The sequence below is a fragment of the Citrobacter arsenatis genome (assembly GCF_004353845.1).
Taxonomy (GTDB): domain Bacteria; phylum Pseudomonadota; class Gammaproteobacteria; order Enterobacterales; family Enterobacteriaceae; genus Citrobacter; species Citrobacter arsenatis.
Genome location: NZ_CP037863.1, coordinates 32,825 through 47,365 on the forward strand (window position 1 = coordinate 32,825; position 14,541 = coordinate 47,365).

At 47.8% G+C, this 14,541-nt stretch carries 17 protein-coding genes and 1 pseudogene; 10 read left to right on the forward strand and 8 right to left on the reverse strand.

Annotated elements, in window-relative coordinates; all coding sequences use genetic code 11:
- Positions 1 to 3 precede the first annotated feature (3 nt).
- Entirely contained in the window at positions 4 to 774 is a 771-nt protein-coding gene (gene dsrO, locus E1B03_RS00300) for a sulfate reduction electron transfer complex DsrMKJOP subunit DsrO (protein ID WP_058805867.1), read from the reverse strand.
- 186 nt (positions 775 to 960) lie between these two features.
- Between dsrO and E1B03_RS00305 the strand changes: the two genes are divergently transcribed.
- Genes E1B03_RS00305 through arsC form a run of 5 tightly spaced genes read left to right on the forward strand, consistent with a single transcriptional unit; the run spans position 961 to position 5,264 of the window.
- Positions 961 to 1,311: a transcriptional regulator gene (locus E1B03_RS00305; RefSeq protein ID WP_032288320.1), complete on the forward strand. Its 351-nt coding sequence runs from the start codon at positions 961 to 963 to the stop codon at positions 1,309 to 1,311.
- 46 nt (positions 1,312 to 1,357) lie between these two features.
- Positions 1,358 to 1,720 carry an arsenite efflux transporter metallochaperone ArsD gene (gene arsD / locus E1B03_RS00310; RefSeq protein WP_032288321.1) on the forward strand — a complete coding sequence of 121 codons (363 nt, stop codon included), beginning with the start codon at positions 1,358 to 1,360 and terminating at the stop codon, positions 1,718 to 1,720.
- A 17-nt stretch (positions 1,721 to 1,737) separates the two neighbouring features.
- Positions 1,738 to 3,489, forward strand: a complete 1,752-nt coding sequence (gene arsA / locus E1B03_RS00315; RefSeq protein WP_057102340.1) for an arsenite efflux transporter ATPase subunit ArsA — start codon at positions 1,738 to 1,740, stop codon at positions 3,487 to 3,489.
- A 47-nt stretch (positions 3,490 to 3,536) separates the two neighbouring features.
- On the forward strand, positions 3,537 to 4,826 hold the full coding sequence (gene arsB, locus E1B03_RS00320; protein ID WP_011117597.1) for an arsenite efflux transporter membrane subunit ArsB: 1,290 nt from the start codon (positions 3,537 to 3,539) through the stop codon (positions 4,824 to 4,826).
- Between the two features lie 12 nt (positions 4,827 to 4,838).
- On the forward strand, positions 4,839 to 5,264 hold the full coding sequence (gene arsC / locus E1B03_RS00325) for a glutaredoxin-dependent arsenate reductase (RefSeq protein WP_032288324.1): 426 nt from the start codon (positions 4,839 to 4,841) through the stop codon (positions 5,262 to 5,264).
- A gap of 35 nt (positions 5,265 to 5,299) precedes the next feature.
- Here the strand turns inward: arsC and E1B03_RS00330 are convergent, their stop codons facing one another.
- Positions 5,300 to 5,836: a GNAT family N-acetyltransferase gene (locus E1B03_RS00330; RefSeq protein ID WP_032288325.1), complete on the reverse strand. Its 537-nt coding sequence runs from the start codon at positions 5,834 to 5,836 to the stop codon at positions 5,300 to 5,302.
- Positions 5,837 to 6,047: 211 nt separating this feature from the next.
- Between E1B03_RS00330 and E1B03_RS00335 the strand changes: the two genes are divergently transcribed.
- Together E1B03_RS00335 and E1B03_RS00340 are read left to right on the forward strand one after the other, a co-directional pair.
- Complete coding sequence (locus E1B03_RS00335; protein ID WP_011117600.1) at positions 6,048 to 6,860, forward strand: sulfite exporter TauE/SafE family protein; 813 nt, start codon at positions 6,048 to 6,050, stop codon at positions 6,858 to 6,860.
- Positions 6,861 to 6,922: 62 nt separating this feature from the next.
- Positions 6,923 to 7,291: a winged helix-turn-helix domain-containing protein gene (locus E1B03_RS00340; RefSeq protein ID WP_011117601.1), complete on the forward strand. Its 369-nt coding sequence runs from the start codon at positions 6,923 to 6,925 to the stop codon at positions 7,289 to 7,291.
- Between the two features lie 73 nt (positions 7,292 to 7,364).
- Here the strand turns inward: E1B03_RS00340 and arsA (E1B03_RS00345) are convergent, their stop codons facing one another.
- From arsA (E1B03_RS00345) to E1B03_RS00365, 5 genes are all read right to left on the reverse strand, one after another.
- Positions 7,365 to 9,122, reverse strand: coding sequence for an arsenical pump-driving ATPase (gene arsA / locus E1B03_RS00345; protein ID WP_133085536.1), 1,758 nt, complete (start codon positions 9,120 to 9,122; stop codon positions 7,365 to 7,367).
- Between the two features lie 20 nt (positions 9,123 to 9,142).
- The gene (locus E1B03_RS00350; RefSeq protein WP_011117603.1) at positions 9,143 to 9,505 is read right to left on the reverse strand and encodes an arsenic metallochaperone ArsD family protein; all 363 of its coding nucleotides are present in this window, start codon (positions 9,503 to 9,505) and stop codon (positions 9,143 to 9,145) included.
- Between the two features lie 75 nt (positions 9,506 to 9,580).
- Positions 9,581 to 10,126 (reverse strand): sigma-70 family RNA polymerase sigma factor, encoded by a 546-nt coding sequence (locus tag E1B03_RS00355; protein WP_057102337.1) that lies wholly within the window; start codon positions 10,124 to 10,126, stop codon positions 9,581 to 9,583.
- 8 nt (positions 10,127 to 10,134) lie between these two features.
- Complete coding sequence (gene arsH / locus E1B03_RS00360) at positions 10,135 to 10,845, reverse strand: arsenical resistance protein ArsH (RefSeq protein ID WP_057102336.1); 711 nt, start codon at positions 10,843 to 10,845, stop codon at positions 10,135 to 10,137.
- Positions 10,846 to 10,945: 100 nt separating this feature from the next.
- Entirely contained in the window at positions 10,946 to 11,269 is a 324-nt protein-coding gene (locus E1B03_RS00365) for an ArsR/SmtB family transcription factor (protein WP_001175593.1), read from the reverse strand.
- Between the two features lie 105 nt (positions 11,270 to 11,374).
- Here E1B03_RS00365 and E1B03_RS00370 point away from each other — a divergent pair, with 105 nt between their 5' ends.
- On the forward strand, positions 11,375 to 12,508 hold the full coding sequence (locus E1B03_RS00370) for a permease (protein ID WP_057102335.1): 1,134 nt from the start codon (positions 11,375 to 11,377) through the stop codon (positions 12,506 to 12,508).
- 127 nt (positions 12,509 to 12,635) lie between these two features.
- Here the strand turns inward: E1B03_RS00370 and E1B03_RS00375 are convergent.
- Positions 12,636 to 13,040, reverse strand: a pseudogene (locus tag E1B03_RS00375) (recombinase family protein).
- Positions 13,041 to 13,316: 276 nt separating this feature from the next.
- Here E1B03_RS00375 and E1B03_RS00380 point away from each other — a divergent pair.
- Both E1B03_RS00380 and E1B03_RS00385 read left to right on the forward strand, forming a co-directional pair.
- Positions 13,317 to 13,718, forward strand: coding sequence for a thermonuclease family protein (locus E1B03_RS00380; protein ID WP_239686552.1), 402 nt, complete (start codon positions 13,317 to 13,319; stop codon positions 13,716 to 13,718).
- Between the two features lie 37 nt (positions 13,719 to 13,755).
- Positions 13,756 to 14,250: a hypothetical protein gene (locus E1B03_RS00385; RefSeq protein ID WP_057102333.1), complete on the forward strand. Its 495-nt coding sequence runs from the start codon at positions 13,756 to 13,758 to the stop codon at positions 14,248 to 14,250.
- Positions 14,251 to 14,541 lie beyond the last annotated feature (291 nt).

The window sequence follows — 14,541 nt, forward strand, 5'->3', positions numbered from 1 at the left end:
GATTTACTCCTGATTTACCCAGGGGAGTTCCTGATCGAAAACATCAGAAAACTCTTTCGTCCAAGTCTTACTTTTTATGTCTTCTCCTACAGTCATTTCATTGTTTAACCCAATATAAAATACCTGAGGCTTGTTACCCGTTGCTGGATTCAAAACATTTGTTATATGATCTGAATATAATTTATGCACTTCACTTTCTTTGTCATTCAGATCACCAAAAACCCTTGCTGCACCGACACAAGTTTCGACACAGGCAGGGACGAGGCCCTGTTCTATACGATGCGCGCAAAAGGTACATTTATCAGCTGTTTTGGTTTCAGTATTAATAAAACGAGCATCATAAGGGCAGGCAGTAACACAGGCACCACAGCCCCAACAAATATCCTGATTGATAAGAACAATGCCATCATTGCGTTTAAACGTAGCACCTGTTGGACAAACAGGGACACAGCTAGGGTTTTCACAATGGTTACATAGACGCGGAAGAAACTGTCTTTTGGTTTTTGGATATTGACCAACTTCAATATCGGCGACCCAGGTTCTGAATTGCCCTGGCGGAGCGTGATTCTCGATTTTGCAACTGACAGTACATGCCTGACAACCTACGCATTTACGCAGATCTATGACCATACACCAGTGCTGTTTTTTTTCAGTAATTCTTGGGGTTGCCTGAGCAGGAGCTATAACAAGTGCAGCTCCAGTCGCAATGGCTAATGTAGATATAAGTTTCCGTTTTTGGGAATCTTTTGGAGAGTCGTCATCATCGGTATTCATAGTTACCCTTCAATTTATTGTTTACATAAATATGAATAAAAAGACATAACAAAAGAAAACAGATGTAGTATGGGTGTATGAACTTGTCATTGTTTTGACATTTATCAATTATATTCGTTTATGCATATGTGTTGTTGATTTTCATCTCCGCAGGAGATATTGTTACCTAAACGAACAGGAGGAATGATGTCGCTTACTTCCCTACAACTCTTTAAGAATCTGTCTGATGAAACACGTCTGGGTATTGTTCTCATACTCAGAACTATGGGGGAGTTGTGCGTATGTGATCTTTGCACTGCACTTGATCAATCACAGCCTAAGATCTCCCGGCATCTGGCTATGTTGCGAGAAAGTGGGATTTTGCTTGATAGTAAACACGGTAAATGGGTTCATTACCGGTTGTCCCCACACATTCCTTCATGGGCTGCACAGATTATTGAGCAGGCCTGGTTAAGCCAACAGGACGATCTTCAGGCCATCGCCCGCAAACTGGCTTCAGTCAACTGCACTAACAGCAGTAAGGCTATTTGTATTTAAAAATTTGCCTGAATATATATGATTTTCCACATATGAGGTATTGAGAATGAAAACGCTAGCGGTATTCGACCCGGCAATGTGTTGTAGCACCGGAGTCTGCGGTACTGATGTCGATCAGGCTCTGGTTGATTTTTCCGCGGATGTGCAATGGCTGAAACAACGAGGTGTTCAGGTAGATCGTTTCAATCTGGCACAGCAACCGATGAGCTTTGTCCAGAACGAGAAAGTTAAAGCATTTATTGAGGCTTCTGGTGCGGAAGGGCTGCCATTACTGTTACTGGATGGCGAAACAGTGATGGCCGGGCGTTATCCGAAACGGGCTGAACTTGCACGGTGGTTTGGAATTCCGCTGGAGAAAGTAGGATTAGCGCCTTCAGGCTGCTGCGGTGGTAATACTTCTTGTTGTTAAGTATGTCAGGAGGACATATGAAATTCTTACAGAACATCCCCCCTTATCTGTTTTTTACTGGTAAAGGAGGCGTTGGTAAAACCTCTATTTCCTGCGCCACGGCGATCCGTCTGGCAGAACAGGGTAAACGAGTGCTGCTGGTCAGTACCGATCCGGCCTCAAACGTAGGCCAGGTCTTTGGCCAGGTTATTGGCAATACTATTCAGCCAATAGCCACTGTTCCTGGATTGTCGGCACTTGAGATTGATCCTCAGGCCGCTGCGCAACAGTACCGGGCCAGAATCGTTGACCCTATTAAAGGTGTCCTGCCTGATGACGTCGTTAGCAGCATCAACGAACAACTGTCTGGTGCATGCACAACAGAGATTGCGGCTTTTGATGAGTTTACCGGATTACTGACAGACGCCTCTTTGCTGACCCGGTTTGACCATATCATCTTTGATACCGCGCCAACCGGCCATACTATTCGCCTTCTCCAGTTGCCTGGAGCCTGGAGCAGCTTTATTGACAGCAATCCCGAGGGCGCATCCTGCCTCGGCCCGATGGCGGGGCTGGAAAAACAGCGTGAACAGTATGCCCATGCCGTTGAAGCACTGTCCGACCCAGCGCGTACCCGCCTGGTTTTAGTTGCCAGACTGCAAAAATCCACCCTGCAAGAAGTCGCCCGAACTCATTTAGAACTCGCCGCAATTGGCCTTAAAAATCAGTACCTGGTCATTAATGGCGTTCTGCCCAAAACTGAAGCGGCAAACGATACACTGGCTGCGGCTATATGGGACCGTGAACAGGAGGCGCTGGCCAATCTTCCTTCTGACCTTTCCGGTCTGCCAACTGACACGTTATTCCTCCAACCACTCAATATGGTCGGCGTGGCTGCATTAAGTGGGCTTCTCTCCTCTCAGCCTGAGGCAGCATCATCTTCTGAAGAATACATTCAGCAACGACCTGAAATTCCGTCGCTCTCAGCGTTAGTCGATGATATTGCCCGTAACGAACATGGTCTGATAATGCTAATGGGCAAAGGCGGTGTGGGGAAAACCACGATGGCGGCAGCCATTGCCGTCAGACTGGCCGAAATGGGATTTGATGTCCATCTGACCACCTCAGATCCAGCAGCACACCTCAGCACAACCCTGAACGGTAGCCTTAACAATCTGCAGGTCAGCAGAATCGATCCTCACGAGGAAACAGAACGCTATCGTCAGCATGTTCTTGATACCAAGGGTGGAGAACTGGATGAAGCGGGTAAACGCCTGCTGGAAGAAGATTTACGCTCTCCTTGTACCGAAGAGATTGCGGTCTTCCAGGCCTTTTCACGGGTGATTCGTGAAGCGGGTAAGCGCTTCGTGGTCATGGATACGGCACCCACCGGGCATACCCTACTGCTGCTGGATGCCACCGGGGCGTATCACCGCGAAATTGCTAAGAAAATGGGCGATAAAGGCCATTTCACCACGCCAATGATGCAGCTTCAGGACCCGGAGCGAACCAAAGTGTTACTGGTCACGCTGCCGGAAACCACGCCCGTGCTTGAGGCGGCAAATTTGCAGGCCGACCTTGAACGCGCAGGGATTCATCCCTGGGGCTGGATTATCAATAACAGCCTTTCCATTGCGGATACCCGTTCGCCGCTGCTTCGTCTGCGGGCGCAACAGGAACTTCCGCAGATCGAGAGTGTTAAACTCCAGCATGCCAGTCGCGTAGCTCTTGTTCCTGTACTGGCGTCAGAACCGACCGGCATCGACAAACTCAAACAACTCGCTGGTTAATTATTGTCATTATTCGGGGCAGCTTTGCTGCCCTTTCGGGAGGTTATATGTTACTGGCAGGAGCCATTTTTATCCTGACCATCGTGTTGGTTATCTGGCAGCCAAAGGGATTAGGCATTGGCTGGAGCGCCACGCTGGGTGCCGTACTGGCTCTGGCATCGGGTGTGATTCATATCGCCGATATTCCGGTGGTGTGGAATATCGTCTGGAACGCCACGGCCACCTTTATTGCCGTCATTATCATCAGTCTGTTGCTGGATGAGTCCGGCTTTTTTGAATGGGCTGCACTGCACGTTTCCCGCTGGGGCAATGGGCGTGGACGTCTGCTATTTACCTATATTGTTCTGCTCGGCGCGGCGGTGGCGGCATTGTTTGCCAACGATGGCGCGGCGTTAATTTTGACGCCGATCGTTATCGCCATGCTACTGGCGCTGGGATTCAGTAAAAGCACCACGCTGGCTTTCGTGATGGCCGCAGGGTTTATTGCCGATACCGCCAGCTTGCCACTTATCGTATCGAACCTGGTCAATATCGTTTCGGCTGATTTCTTCAAACTGGGATTCACGGAGTATGCGTCAGTTATGGTGCCGGTGGATATTGCCGCCATTGTCGCCACGCTGGTGATGCTGCATCTTTTTTTCCGCAAAGATATCCCGCCCACTTATGAGCTGGCGCGACTGAAAGAACCCGCAAAAGCCATCAAAGATCCTGCAACGTTCAGAACCGGCTGGGTTGTGCTCCTCCTTCTGCTGGTCGGTTTTTTTGTCCTTGAGCCGATGGGGATCCCTGTGAGTGCGATTGCGGCAGTGGGGGCGGCAATCCTGTTTGCGGTGGCCAAAAAAGGTCATGGTATTAACACCGGTAAAGTGCTGCGCGGCGCGCCCTGGCAGATCGTGATCTTCTCACTGGGGATGTATCTGGTGGTCTACGGGTTGCGTAACGCCGGTCTGACGGATTATCTCTCTGACGTGCTGAACGTACTGGCAGATAAAGGACTGTGGGCCGCCACGCTGGGGACGGGATTCCTGACCGCATTACTCTCTTCTATTATGAACAATATGCCGACCGTATTGATTGGCGCATTGTCAATTGATGGCAGCACCGCGACCGGTGTTATCAAAGAGGCGATGATTTATGCCAACGTCATTGGCTGCGATCTGGGGCCGAAAATCACCCCTATTGGTAGCCTGGCAACACTGCTCTGGCTGCATGTACTTTCACAGAAGAACATGACCATCACCTGGGGATACTATTTCCGCACCGGGATCGTCATGACTCTGCCTGTGCTGTTTGTAACGCTGGCCGCGCTGGCGCTACGTCTCTCTGTCACATTGTAATGAGATTCTGATATGAGCAACATCACTATTTATCACAACCCAGCCTGCGGCACCTCGCGTAATACGCTGGAGATGATCCGCAACAGCGGTACCGAGCCGACCATTATTCTTTACCTTGAGAACCCACCTTCGAGGGATGAGCTGGTTAAACTCATTGCCGATATGGGTATTTCAGTACGAGCGCTGCTGCGTAAAAACGTTGAGCCTTACGAGCAACTGGGTCTTGCAGAAGATAAATTTACTGACGATCAGCTCATCGACTTTATGTTGCAACACCCAATTCTGATTAACCGTCCGATCGTGGTTACGCCGCTGGGAACCAGACTGTGCCGTCCTTCTGAAGTGGTTCTGGATATCCTGCAGGATGCGCAGAAAGGGGCTTTCGCTAAGGAAGACGGTGAAAAGGTCGTTGATGAAGCAGGAAAACGGCTGAAATAAATAATAAGGGGGCGAATGCCCCCCTTATTCGTACCTCAGAGCATCATGCCTGAATCCGATGGTAACGTGCTGTTCCCTTCGCCCAGATTTCGTTGCAGCAACACTGTGTCAAGCCAACGACCATGCTTGAAGCCAATATTTTTCAGCGTACCAATCTCAGTAAATCCAACCTGCTGATGGACTTTCAGCGAACCTTGATTATTGCTATCGCCAACAATAGCAATCATCTGCCGATAGCCGTGAGTTTCTGCCCAGGCAATGACGTAGCGCAGCAACGCTTTTCCTGTCCCCTGACGCTGTGCGTCCGGGTGAATATAAATCGAATCTTCGAGAGTGTGGCGGTAGGCGTAGCGTTCACGGTAACGAGTGAGATAACAATACCCGATAACCTTTTCTTCCTCTAACGCGACAACCCACGGTAGCGCCTGATTGCGGATCTTTTTCAGGCGGGTAAGCATCTCGTGGGTATCCGGAGGTTCAGTTTCAAAGCTGGCGGTACCGTGAAGAACATGATGGGCGTAGATATCGCGTATAGCGGGGATGTGCTTTTCTTCTGCGTTAACGATTTTCATTGTTCTGTTCCCGTTGGCATCTTTTTCAAGGTTACTTGAAAATCCTGAGGAAAGGTAAATACAAAAGCTTATGACCCAATAATCAGGCTAATCTTCAATCCCATCTTTTGTTTTCATTCATGCAGGGAGACAAATATGTGCTTCCAGTACCCATATTTTTTATGTTACTTTTCCGTTATATCTAAAATGACATAACGGAAAAGGGAAACACATGTCCTCAGAATCAAAACGGAACGGAAAAGGTTTTTTATCAGGCACGTTAATAGGTGCTTTAGGCGGCTTAATTGGCCTCGGTGGCGCTGAGTTCCGCCTTCCCGTCCTGATGGGTAGTTTCAAAATGCCGACGCTTGAAGCGGTTATTTTTAACAAAGCGATGAGCCTTACTGTTGTCGCTGTTGCGTTGATATTCCGCACAAAATCCATCGCCGTCGACCAGCTGTTTGCTCATCTTGATATTGTCATCAATTTGCTGGCCGGGAGCCTTATCGGTGCATGGTGGGCAGCAGGAAGAGCCATAAAAATGTCCCGTATCTGGCTGGACAGAACCATTCTGCTCCTGCTTGTTATCCTGTCATTCGTCATGCTTTCAGAAGCATGGATGCCTCTGCATGATAGCTCCGCTGGATTATTCCAGCCCGGAATCGCGACCATTATTGCGGGTGTTATTGCGGGTTTCTTCATCGGGAATGTTGCTGCTCTGCTGGGTGTTGCAGGGGGAGAGCTCCTGATACCAACCATTGTTATCCTTTTTGGGGCAGACATCAAACTAGCAGGCAGTTTGTCACTCATGATCAGTTTACCGACGATGATTGTGGGGTTCTCTCGCTACACTAATGCAGATGCTTTCCAGATCCTGAGAAAAGAGAAAAAACTTTTTGTGTGGATGGTCATCGGTTCCGTTATAGGTGCCGCTATTGGGGGCCTTATGCTCGGTATGTTCCCGGTAAGAGTACTTATGACTCTGTTAGGCGCGGTACTTCTTATTTCCGCGATCAAAACCTTTAAGCATACCCGGCAAAGATAATAGCCGTTTACGCTTTGGACTATTCCGCATTACAGAGAAAATGATTTCGAAAAGGTATCAGAATGAAAAATAATCCCCTTAAATCAAACTTAATCTTAGTCAGACCGAGGATCTATATTAACGACAACATCTCGCTGGGGCCGGGGAAGGTTGACCTTTTAAGGGCGATTGATGGCTTTCACTCTCTTTCTGCGGCAGCTAAAGATTTGGGGATACCTTATAAAAGAGCATGGCTCTTAATTGACACTTTGAATAAGGGAATTGGTCAGCCAGTTGTAATCACTTCCACTGGTGGTAACAAAGGTGGTGGGACAGTTCTGACGCCATTGGGGCGAAGCCTGCTGACCTGGTATGACCAGGCTGAGGCCCACCTCAATGAGCAATCTCAGCAACAGTTAATAGAACTTGAAAAGATTCTTTTTGGAAAATGACAGAGGCCTTTGTTATCCATCGGGAAAATAGAGCGACAGCAAAGCATGAAGGGGGCTAATGCCCCCTCCATTGTTACTTCGCCATCTCTTCCAGCAGGTCAATACCAACCGGCTCTTCGCTCTGTAGCGCTGTTAATGCAATACGTTCTGCATGCTGCTCTTCCACATCAGAGATGAGAGGCAACTCGCGGTTCGCCCTGGTCCTCAGGAAAGGTGAAGACGGTTCAGCTGCCGCCAGACTGTTATTAACAACCCATGCCCACGGCTCGATGCCAGCGCGACGCAAATCCTGCTGCAGGTTTGCTGCTTCCAATACAGGTGTCGTTTCGGCAAGCGTCACGATAATCACCTTCGTCTTCTCCGGGTCCTGCAATTGCATCATTGGCGTCATCACATGGTCATGTGTTTGCCCCATCTGGCGCACCATTTCCCGGTGATAGGCTCCCGTAGCATCCAGTAGCAGAAGTGTGTGACCCGTTGGCGCGGTGTCCATAATGACAAAATGGTCGTCTGCCTCTTTGATGATCCGAGAGAATGCCTGGAAGACGGCAATCTCTTCAGTGCATGGTGAGCGGAGGTCTTCCTCCAGCACCGCCAGCCCTTCTGCATCTAATCCTTTGCCCTGATTTTCCAGGACAAAGCGGCGATAACGTTCTGTCTCTACCTTTGGGTCGATACGACTGACCTGAAGATTGGGCAGTGAGCCATCCAGCGTGTAAGACAGATGTGCTGCCGGATCGGATGTGGTCAGGTGGACTTTGTGGCCACGTTTCGCCAGCGATACCGCGACTGATGCCGCAACGGTCGTTTTGCCCACTCCGCCTTTACCCATCGTCATGACCAGCCCTTTGCCTGTCTGGCTGAGTTCATCCACCAGTGAGGATAGTTTCGGCAAATCCAGAGTATTCAGCGTGGTAGCAGGGAGAGCCGGTGCGGCTTTGCTCTCTGTAAATAACTCCCGCAATGCTTCCAGACCGACCAGGTTAAATGGCTTCAGATACAGCTGTGAGCGGGGAAGATTAGCCAGATTATCAGGCATTGCCTGTAATGCTTTTTCTGCCCGAGCCAGAATGCTTTGCGCCAGTGGATCATCCTCACCAGCAAACGGCGGCAGCACACCATTGATGGCAATGTGCTGATGCTGCAAACCGATAGCAGACAGCTCATCGTGCGTATGAGAAACTTCTTTCAGCGTTGAAGCCTGGGCACGGGCAACCAGCACTAAGCGTGTAAGAGCTGCATCAGACAGCGCTTTAACTGCATCGGAGTACTGGTGCTGTTGTTTCTCCAGCCCTACCAGAGGCCCGAGGTTTGCAGCGGCATCAGGGTTCGCTTCCAGATAACCGCTCCAGGCTCCCGGCAATTCAAGCATGCGGATGGTGTGACCGGTTGGCGCGGTATCAAATACAATATGGTCATATTTTTCCCGCAGCTCATGATTGGTTAGCAGACCGGTAAACTCATCAAACGCAGCGATTTCCGTGGTGCATGAGCCAGAGAGCTGCTCTTCAATGCTGCTGACCACATCGGCTGGCATCAGCTCGCGGACCGGGTCGAGCACACGGTCACGATAGGCTTGTGCTGCAGCCATCGGATCAACTTCCATCGCGGCAAGATTTTCTACTGTACTAATATCTGTGATTCGGTGGCCGATAGTCTGGCTAAATACCTGGCCGACATTGGAAGCCGGATCGGTACTCACCAGAAGCGTTCTCTTACCCTGATCGGCCAGCCATACCGCAGTAGCACAGGCCAGAGATGTTTTACCCACGCCACCTTTACCGGTGAAGAAGATGAACGGGGGAATGTTTTTTAAAAATGGCATATTCATCTGTGATAGCTCCTCTGGAATTAAGGCATACGTGGAATGCTGCAGCAGCGTGGTTGTGTGCTGTCTTCACTCCAGTCCTGAGTAAGCGGAATACCTGACCAACGGGCGATATCTTCACGCGTCGGGAGTTTGCCTGCCATCACGAGCTGCCCATCGAGCAAGGTGACAGGGAGGGACTCCATCCCTGATGTGTTCAGAAACTCTTTGATGACAGGGGTATTCAGGAACTGCTGCGGGTTTTTCGCAAGGCTGTAGCGCTGAATATCAACACCATTCTTTTTCGCCCATTCGGCGCTGGCGTTCCATTTGACTGCTTCGTCGCTGACCACAACGCTACTGGTTGCGCAGCAGCCTGCTGCTTCAAAGATCTCAATTTTTGACATGGACTGTGTACCTCAGTGTTAAGTCATTTGGTTTTACACTGAGGTAAACGAAGGTGGCGGGAAAAAGATGCGCGATTAATTCATTTTTTTGTGGCAGCAGACGTGGGAAGTGTCATCCACCTGAATCTGGCAGAGTTCTTTCATCGTCTCTTTCAGGTGCTTTCTGGCCCTTAGCAAACGGGATTTAAAAGCTGTAAGCGTGATACCCCATTCATCGGCCAGGGACTGCTGGGGACGCCGGTTAAGGTCGGACTCTTCAATCAACCACCGCTCATCTTCGGGTAAAGCCTGTAATGTTTCAGGCAGGCAAATATCCAGCGTTGAGATTGCATCAGGGGATGCGTCTGTTAATAGGGCATCTTCTTCCAGCTCAACAAACTCCCTGGTGGTTCGGTACTCATCAATCAGCAGATTCCTCGCCACCCGATACAACCAGGCTCGCGGATTTTCCATCTCACAAAAAATGTCTGAATGGGCTCGGGCACGCAGGAAAAGGTCTTGCAGAAGGTCTGCTGCTTTTTCGCTATCACCTGTCTTCGATATCAGAAAGCGAGAAAATTCGCCTTCATGCTGCCGCCAGAACACGCTCATACAGCGGTTGAATGCTGGTATGTCACTCATACTAACCTTCAAATTTTGCTCTGATTAACCCGTCGGGAAAGTTCTTCTGCAGACTCTTTTCGTTCACTGTAGCGATCGACAAGATAGGCAGCATTTGCCCGGGTCAACAATGTAAACTTCATCAATTCTTCCATCACATCTACGATGCGGTCGTAATATGATGACGGTTTCATACGTCCATCGTCATCAAACTCCTGCCAGGCTTTTGCCACCGAGGACTGGTTCGGAATAGTGATCATTCTCATCCAACGACCAAGCACGCGCATCTGGTTGACTGTGTTGAATGACTGGGAACCTCCACACACTTGCATAACAGCCAGAGTTTTTCCCTGAGAAGGACGAACAGCACCTTCAGATAATGGTATCCAGTCAATTTGTGCCTTCATAATACCAGTCATCGCTCCGTGTCGTTCCGGAGAGCACCACACCATTCCTTCAGACCAGCGAACCAGTTCACGCAACTCCATAACTTTTGGATGAGACTCCGGTGCATCATCAGGAAGTGGAAGGCCAGATGGATTAAAAATGCGGACTTCTGCGCCCATTGCAGTTAACAAACGACCTGCTTCCTCTGTAGCCAGTCGACTGTATGAGCGCTCGCGAACTGAGCCATAAAGCATTAGTATACGAGGGGGGTGAGATATTGTCGGTATCCCCATTTTTTGCTCAGTTATTGCAGCATCAAATAAATCAGGAACTATATTATTTAGCTTATTCATTTTTTTATTTTCCCTATAGATTCGGGACTTTAGTAGGATTGAATTCAGACGGTTCGATGCAGCTTTCGTCAATCATGACAGTTATGAGTTTTCCGGTTACTTATCCATTTTTGCCAGCGTGTTCCGCAACATCTGTTTTACTGTTTACACAGCACTCTTCACGTAAGAATTCGATGATAGCTTCCAGTATTTCGTATTGAGAGACACACATGAGCGTTCGACTCTCCCGGTTTTGTGTGACGAGCCCTACTGATACCAGGGCTGAAATATGATGACTTAACGTTGATGAGGGAATGCCAAGCTGCTTTTGCAATTCACCTACAGGCAAACCTTGTTCTCCAGCTTTTACAAGATGTTTGAATATGAACAAACGGGTCGGGTGACCCAGCTCTTTTAGTGCTTTAGCTACTTCTTCCAGTTGCATGTGACAACCCTCTGTCTAATGATATTTCGATAATACCAGAAATATCTTGACCAGAATTATATTTCGATTATTCTAGAAACGTAGATTTTGTCAAGAGGGTTTAGTATGAATAGTTGGATTTCTATGCTGCAAGATGCCGCAGAGATGTTTTTGTTTTTGGCCGTCGAGCTATCTTTGCTGTTTATTGTCATCAGTGCCGGTGTGAGCCTGATAAGGCAAAAGGTCCCGGACCATAAAATCCAGCAATTGATGGGGGCGAAAAAAGGAAAAGGCTACCTGCTGGCCTCGTTGTTGGGAGCCGTTACCCCTTTCTGTAGTTGCTCAACAATTCCAATGCTACGAGGGTTGTTGTCGGCGAAAGCAGGGTTTGGTCCGACACTCACTTTTTTGTTTGTTTCACCGTTGCTTAATCCCATTATCGTGGGGTTAATGTGGGTTACCTTTGGCTGGAAAGTAACTTTGTTGTACGCGATCATCGCTGCCGGTGTCTCAGTCCTTGCCAGTATCGTATTGGATTTACTAGGATTTGAACGTCATATTGTTGATCACAAAAACTCAGCATCAAGTGGTTGCACCACGAAATGCGATGATTCCGAAGCTTCGGTAAAAACGTCGGCGGGTTCCAGTTGTTGCAGCACTAGCTCGACTCAATTGCCTTTAAAAACGAGTTGCTGTACTTCATCAGCGAACCCCATAATTAACTTAAGGACGGTAAAGAACGAGCAGAACGTATCAGCGTGTTGTTCATCAATATCATCTGAACAACCAGCTGTTAGCTGTTGCAGCAGCGAGAATCTGGGCAATGTGAATCTCACAACGAATACCACCTCTGGCCCAATAAAGTTAGCTATGAAAGATGCCTTACAGCAGTTTAAGGATGTTCTGCCTTATCTTTTGTTAGGTGTATTAATAGGTTCATTTATTTATGGCTTTATCCCTTCAGAGTGGATTGCAGCTCATGCCGGAGCAGATAATCCCTTAGCCATACCGCTGAGTGCAGTTGTTGGTATTCCGTTGTATATCCGCGCAGAGGCAGTGATACCACTTGCATCAGTGCTGATGACTAAAGGAATGGGCCTGGGGGCATTAATGGCCTTGATAATCGGTAGTGCTGGAGCGAGTTTGACAGAAGTAATACTGCTTAAATCAATGTTCAGAATGCCTATGATAGTCGCTTTTCTGACAGTAATCCTGGGTATGGCCATACTTATGGGGTATCTGACCCAATTGCTTTTTTAATAATAATAGTAAGGGTCTTCTGGTTTCATGTTGAACAAAGAAGACCCTTTAGCTTCTGTAATCCATTTAATCAGTCTGAATGAAATAGATTATAAATTCTGCTCTGCATACCTGCTTAACCAAAGTCTCATGATTCTGATTGTCGGTACAGTGCCTGAATGTGGCATATCTGGGAGGTGCTGTACCCTGTTGCATCTGCCGTTTCTTTCTTGACCTGCCGGTAGTAAAGTACCTTTTGATGCCGTTCCTGAGCGACCTGTTTTCCCTGATATTTACCCAGCGTATGTGCGAGTTCAACTCCCTGCTTTTGGCGCTGGCGGTCAATTTGCTCGACCAGCAAAATATCATTGCGGTGACTGTCCATCAGTAAGCGACCCAGTTCCGGTCGGTCAAGTTTTGTACCGCTGATATTCTCCCGGTAGTAACTGGCTATTTTATGCCCCCGCTCCTAAACAAACTGCTCCAGCATCTCTTTTGCCCGATCGGTGAACTGATCTTCCGTCTATGCCCTTAAATAAGTTCTGATGAACATTTTTTCACCGCATTACCGCATTTAGGTTATTGCATTTAATCTATCGCATATAGGCTATGTCGTTCATTGTGTGCCGTCACGTTTAGATTATGGTGTCAGGGTATACCCTACCGCGATAACGCAACCGTACAATATTGTACTTTTCCCAAACGCAGCCCAGGAAGACAAATTATGAATTGTTTGTGCAGCGCGAGAAATACCAGGTTTAGGACTTTTATCATACTGATACTTGTCACTTTTTGTTCCCAGGCAGATATTGCCGGGAGGGTCGTTCGTGTGCTGGATGGAGATACCATTGAAGTCCTGCACGACAGCGGAACACGCAGTCGGGTCAGGCTGGCTGGTATCGATGCCCCCGAAAAAAAACAACCATTTGGCCAGCGTTCACGCCAGTCTCTGAGTGAGCTGGTGTCACAAAAACATGTCAGTATCACAGGCGAGGAATATGATCGATATGGTAGACTTCTGGGAACTGTCTGGTCAGGGCAAACTGATATCAATGCTGTCCAGTTGCAAAAGGGCATGGCATGGGCCTACAGATTCAAAGGACAGGTTAGTAATTCAGAATATGGAAAAATAGAAAATGAGGCTAAAAAAAGTCGTGCCGGACTGTGGTTTTCCCCGTCACAAACAGAACCCTGGTTATGGCGTAGGGATCATCAGAAAGATGATAAATAATTAAGAAAAAATCCGACAGCAAATAAGTGAGTTAAAAATGACCGTGAAGCTGACACAAGCCCGACTGGATAATTTAATTGATACACTCAATGCCCTTATTTGTGATGATGACTTGTTAAACCGTGAACAAAAAGAAAACATGGTAAGAACAGTTGCCACTCTGGGAGGTATTGAAGAACGAATTCGGCAGATGGCCGAGGCCAGAGAAGCGAAAAAAATAGCTAAGGCCGAAAAAGCAGAAAAGAAACCCCGCGAACCTGATTTGGTATTCCCACGTACAGGAAGGATCTGGACGACTGACGATTTAGATCTGATCCATTCGATTATTGATGAACTTCCGGATTCTGAAATCGATAATCACATACTCTGGCTGTCTGACAGGCAGGGGCGTACCCCTTATGCTATTGCTCTCAAAATTGTCTCGGAGGGCCGTCTTGATGAAGAGTGGGCTAAAAACTGGAAACCAGTTGCTAAGGAATTGCGTGAAAAATACAGTATTCAGCATGTAGAAACTAAAAGTGAAAACAGTTAGCTGTGCATCAGGTATATACTAATTTTTAACTAAAAAATGATTTGTTATATTTTCACGAGCTTTGTTAGTGATTAATTATATTTAATATATAAGCGATTCTAAATATAATTTTTAGAAAACACCTTTTAATAATGTGACCTTATTAAAAGACGCAAGGTATTCATGAAAGTTATAATTTTCTTACTGCTGAAGATATTGAGTTCAGGGAGTGAAGAAGATGAATGAATTTCATACATTAAACATCTGCCTGCATAATAAGGACAGGAATGGTGCCATGAGAATATTACGTGA

Bases quoted from the DNA above. Each gene is read 5' to 3' on its own strand.
- dsrO (WP_058805867.1), bottom strand. From the start codon at position 774: ATGAATACCGATGATGACGACTCTCCAAAAGATTCCCAAAAACGGAAA.
- E1B03_RS00305 (WP_032288320.1), top strand. From the start codon at position 961: ATGTCGCTTACTTCCCTACAACTCTTTAAGAATCTGTCTGATGAAACA.
- arsD (WP_032288321.1), top strand. From the start codon at position 1,358: ATGAAAACGCTAGCGGTATTCGACCCGGCAATGTGTTGTAGCACCGGA.
- arsA (WP_057102340.1), top strand. From the start codon at position 1,738: ATGAAATTCTTACAGAACATCCCCCCTTATCTGTTTTTTACTGGTAAA.
- arsB (WP_011117597.1), top strand. From the start codon at position 3,537: ATGTTACTGGCAGGAGCCATTTTTATCCTGACCATCGTGTTGGTTATC.
- arsC (WP_032288324.1), top strand. From the start codon at position 4,839: ATGAGCAACATCACTATTTATCACAACCCAGCCTGCGGCACCTCGCGT.
- E1B03_RS00330 (WP_032288325.1), bottom strand. From the start codon at position 5,836: ATGAAAATCGTTAACGCAGAAGAAAAGCACATCCCCGCTATACGCGAT.
- E1B03_RS00335 (WP_011117600.1), top strand. From the start codon at position 6,048: ATGTCCTCAGAATCAAAACGGAACGGAAAAGGTTTTTTATCAGGCACG.
- E1B03_RS00340 (WP_011117601.1), top strand. From the start codon at position 6,923: ATGAAAAATAATCCCCTTAAATCAAACTTAATCTTAGTCAGACCGAGG.
- arsA (WP_133085536.1), bottom strand. From the start codon at position 9,122: ATGAATATGCCATTTTTAAAAAACATTCCCCCGTTCATCTTCTTCACC.
- E1B03_RS00350 (WP_011117603.1), bottom strand. From the start codon at position 9,505: ATGTCAAAAATTGAGATCTTTGAAGCAGCAGGCTGCTGCGCAACCAGT.
- E1B03_RS00355 (WP_057102337.1), bottom strand. From the start codon at position 10,126: ATGAGTGACATACCAGCATTCAACCGCTGTATGAGCGTGTTCTGGCGG.
- arsH (WP_057102336.1), bottom strand. From the start codon at position 10,845: ATGAATAAGCTAAATAATATAGTTCCTGATTTATTTGATGCTGCAATA.
- E1B03_RS00365 (WP_001175593.1), bottom strand. From the start codon at position 11,269: ATGCAACTGGAAGAAGTAGCTAAAGCACTAAAAGAGCTGGGTCACCCG.
- E1B03_RS00370 (WP_057102335.1), top strand. From the start codon at position 11,375: ATGAATAGTTGGATTTCTATGCTGCAAGATGCCGCAGAGATGTTTTTG.
- E1B03_RS00385 (WP_057102333.1), top strand. From the start codon at position 13,756: ATGACCGTGAAGCTGACACAAGCCCGACTGGATAATTTAATTGATACA.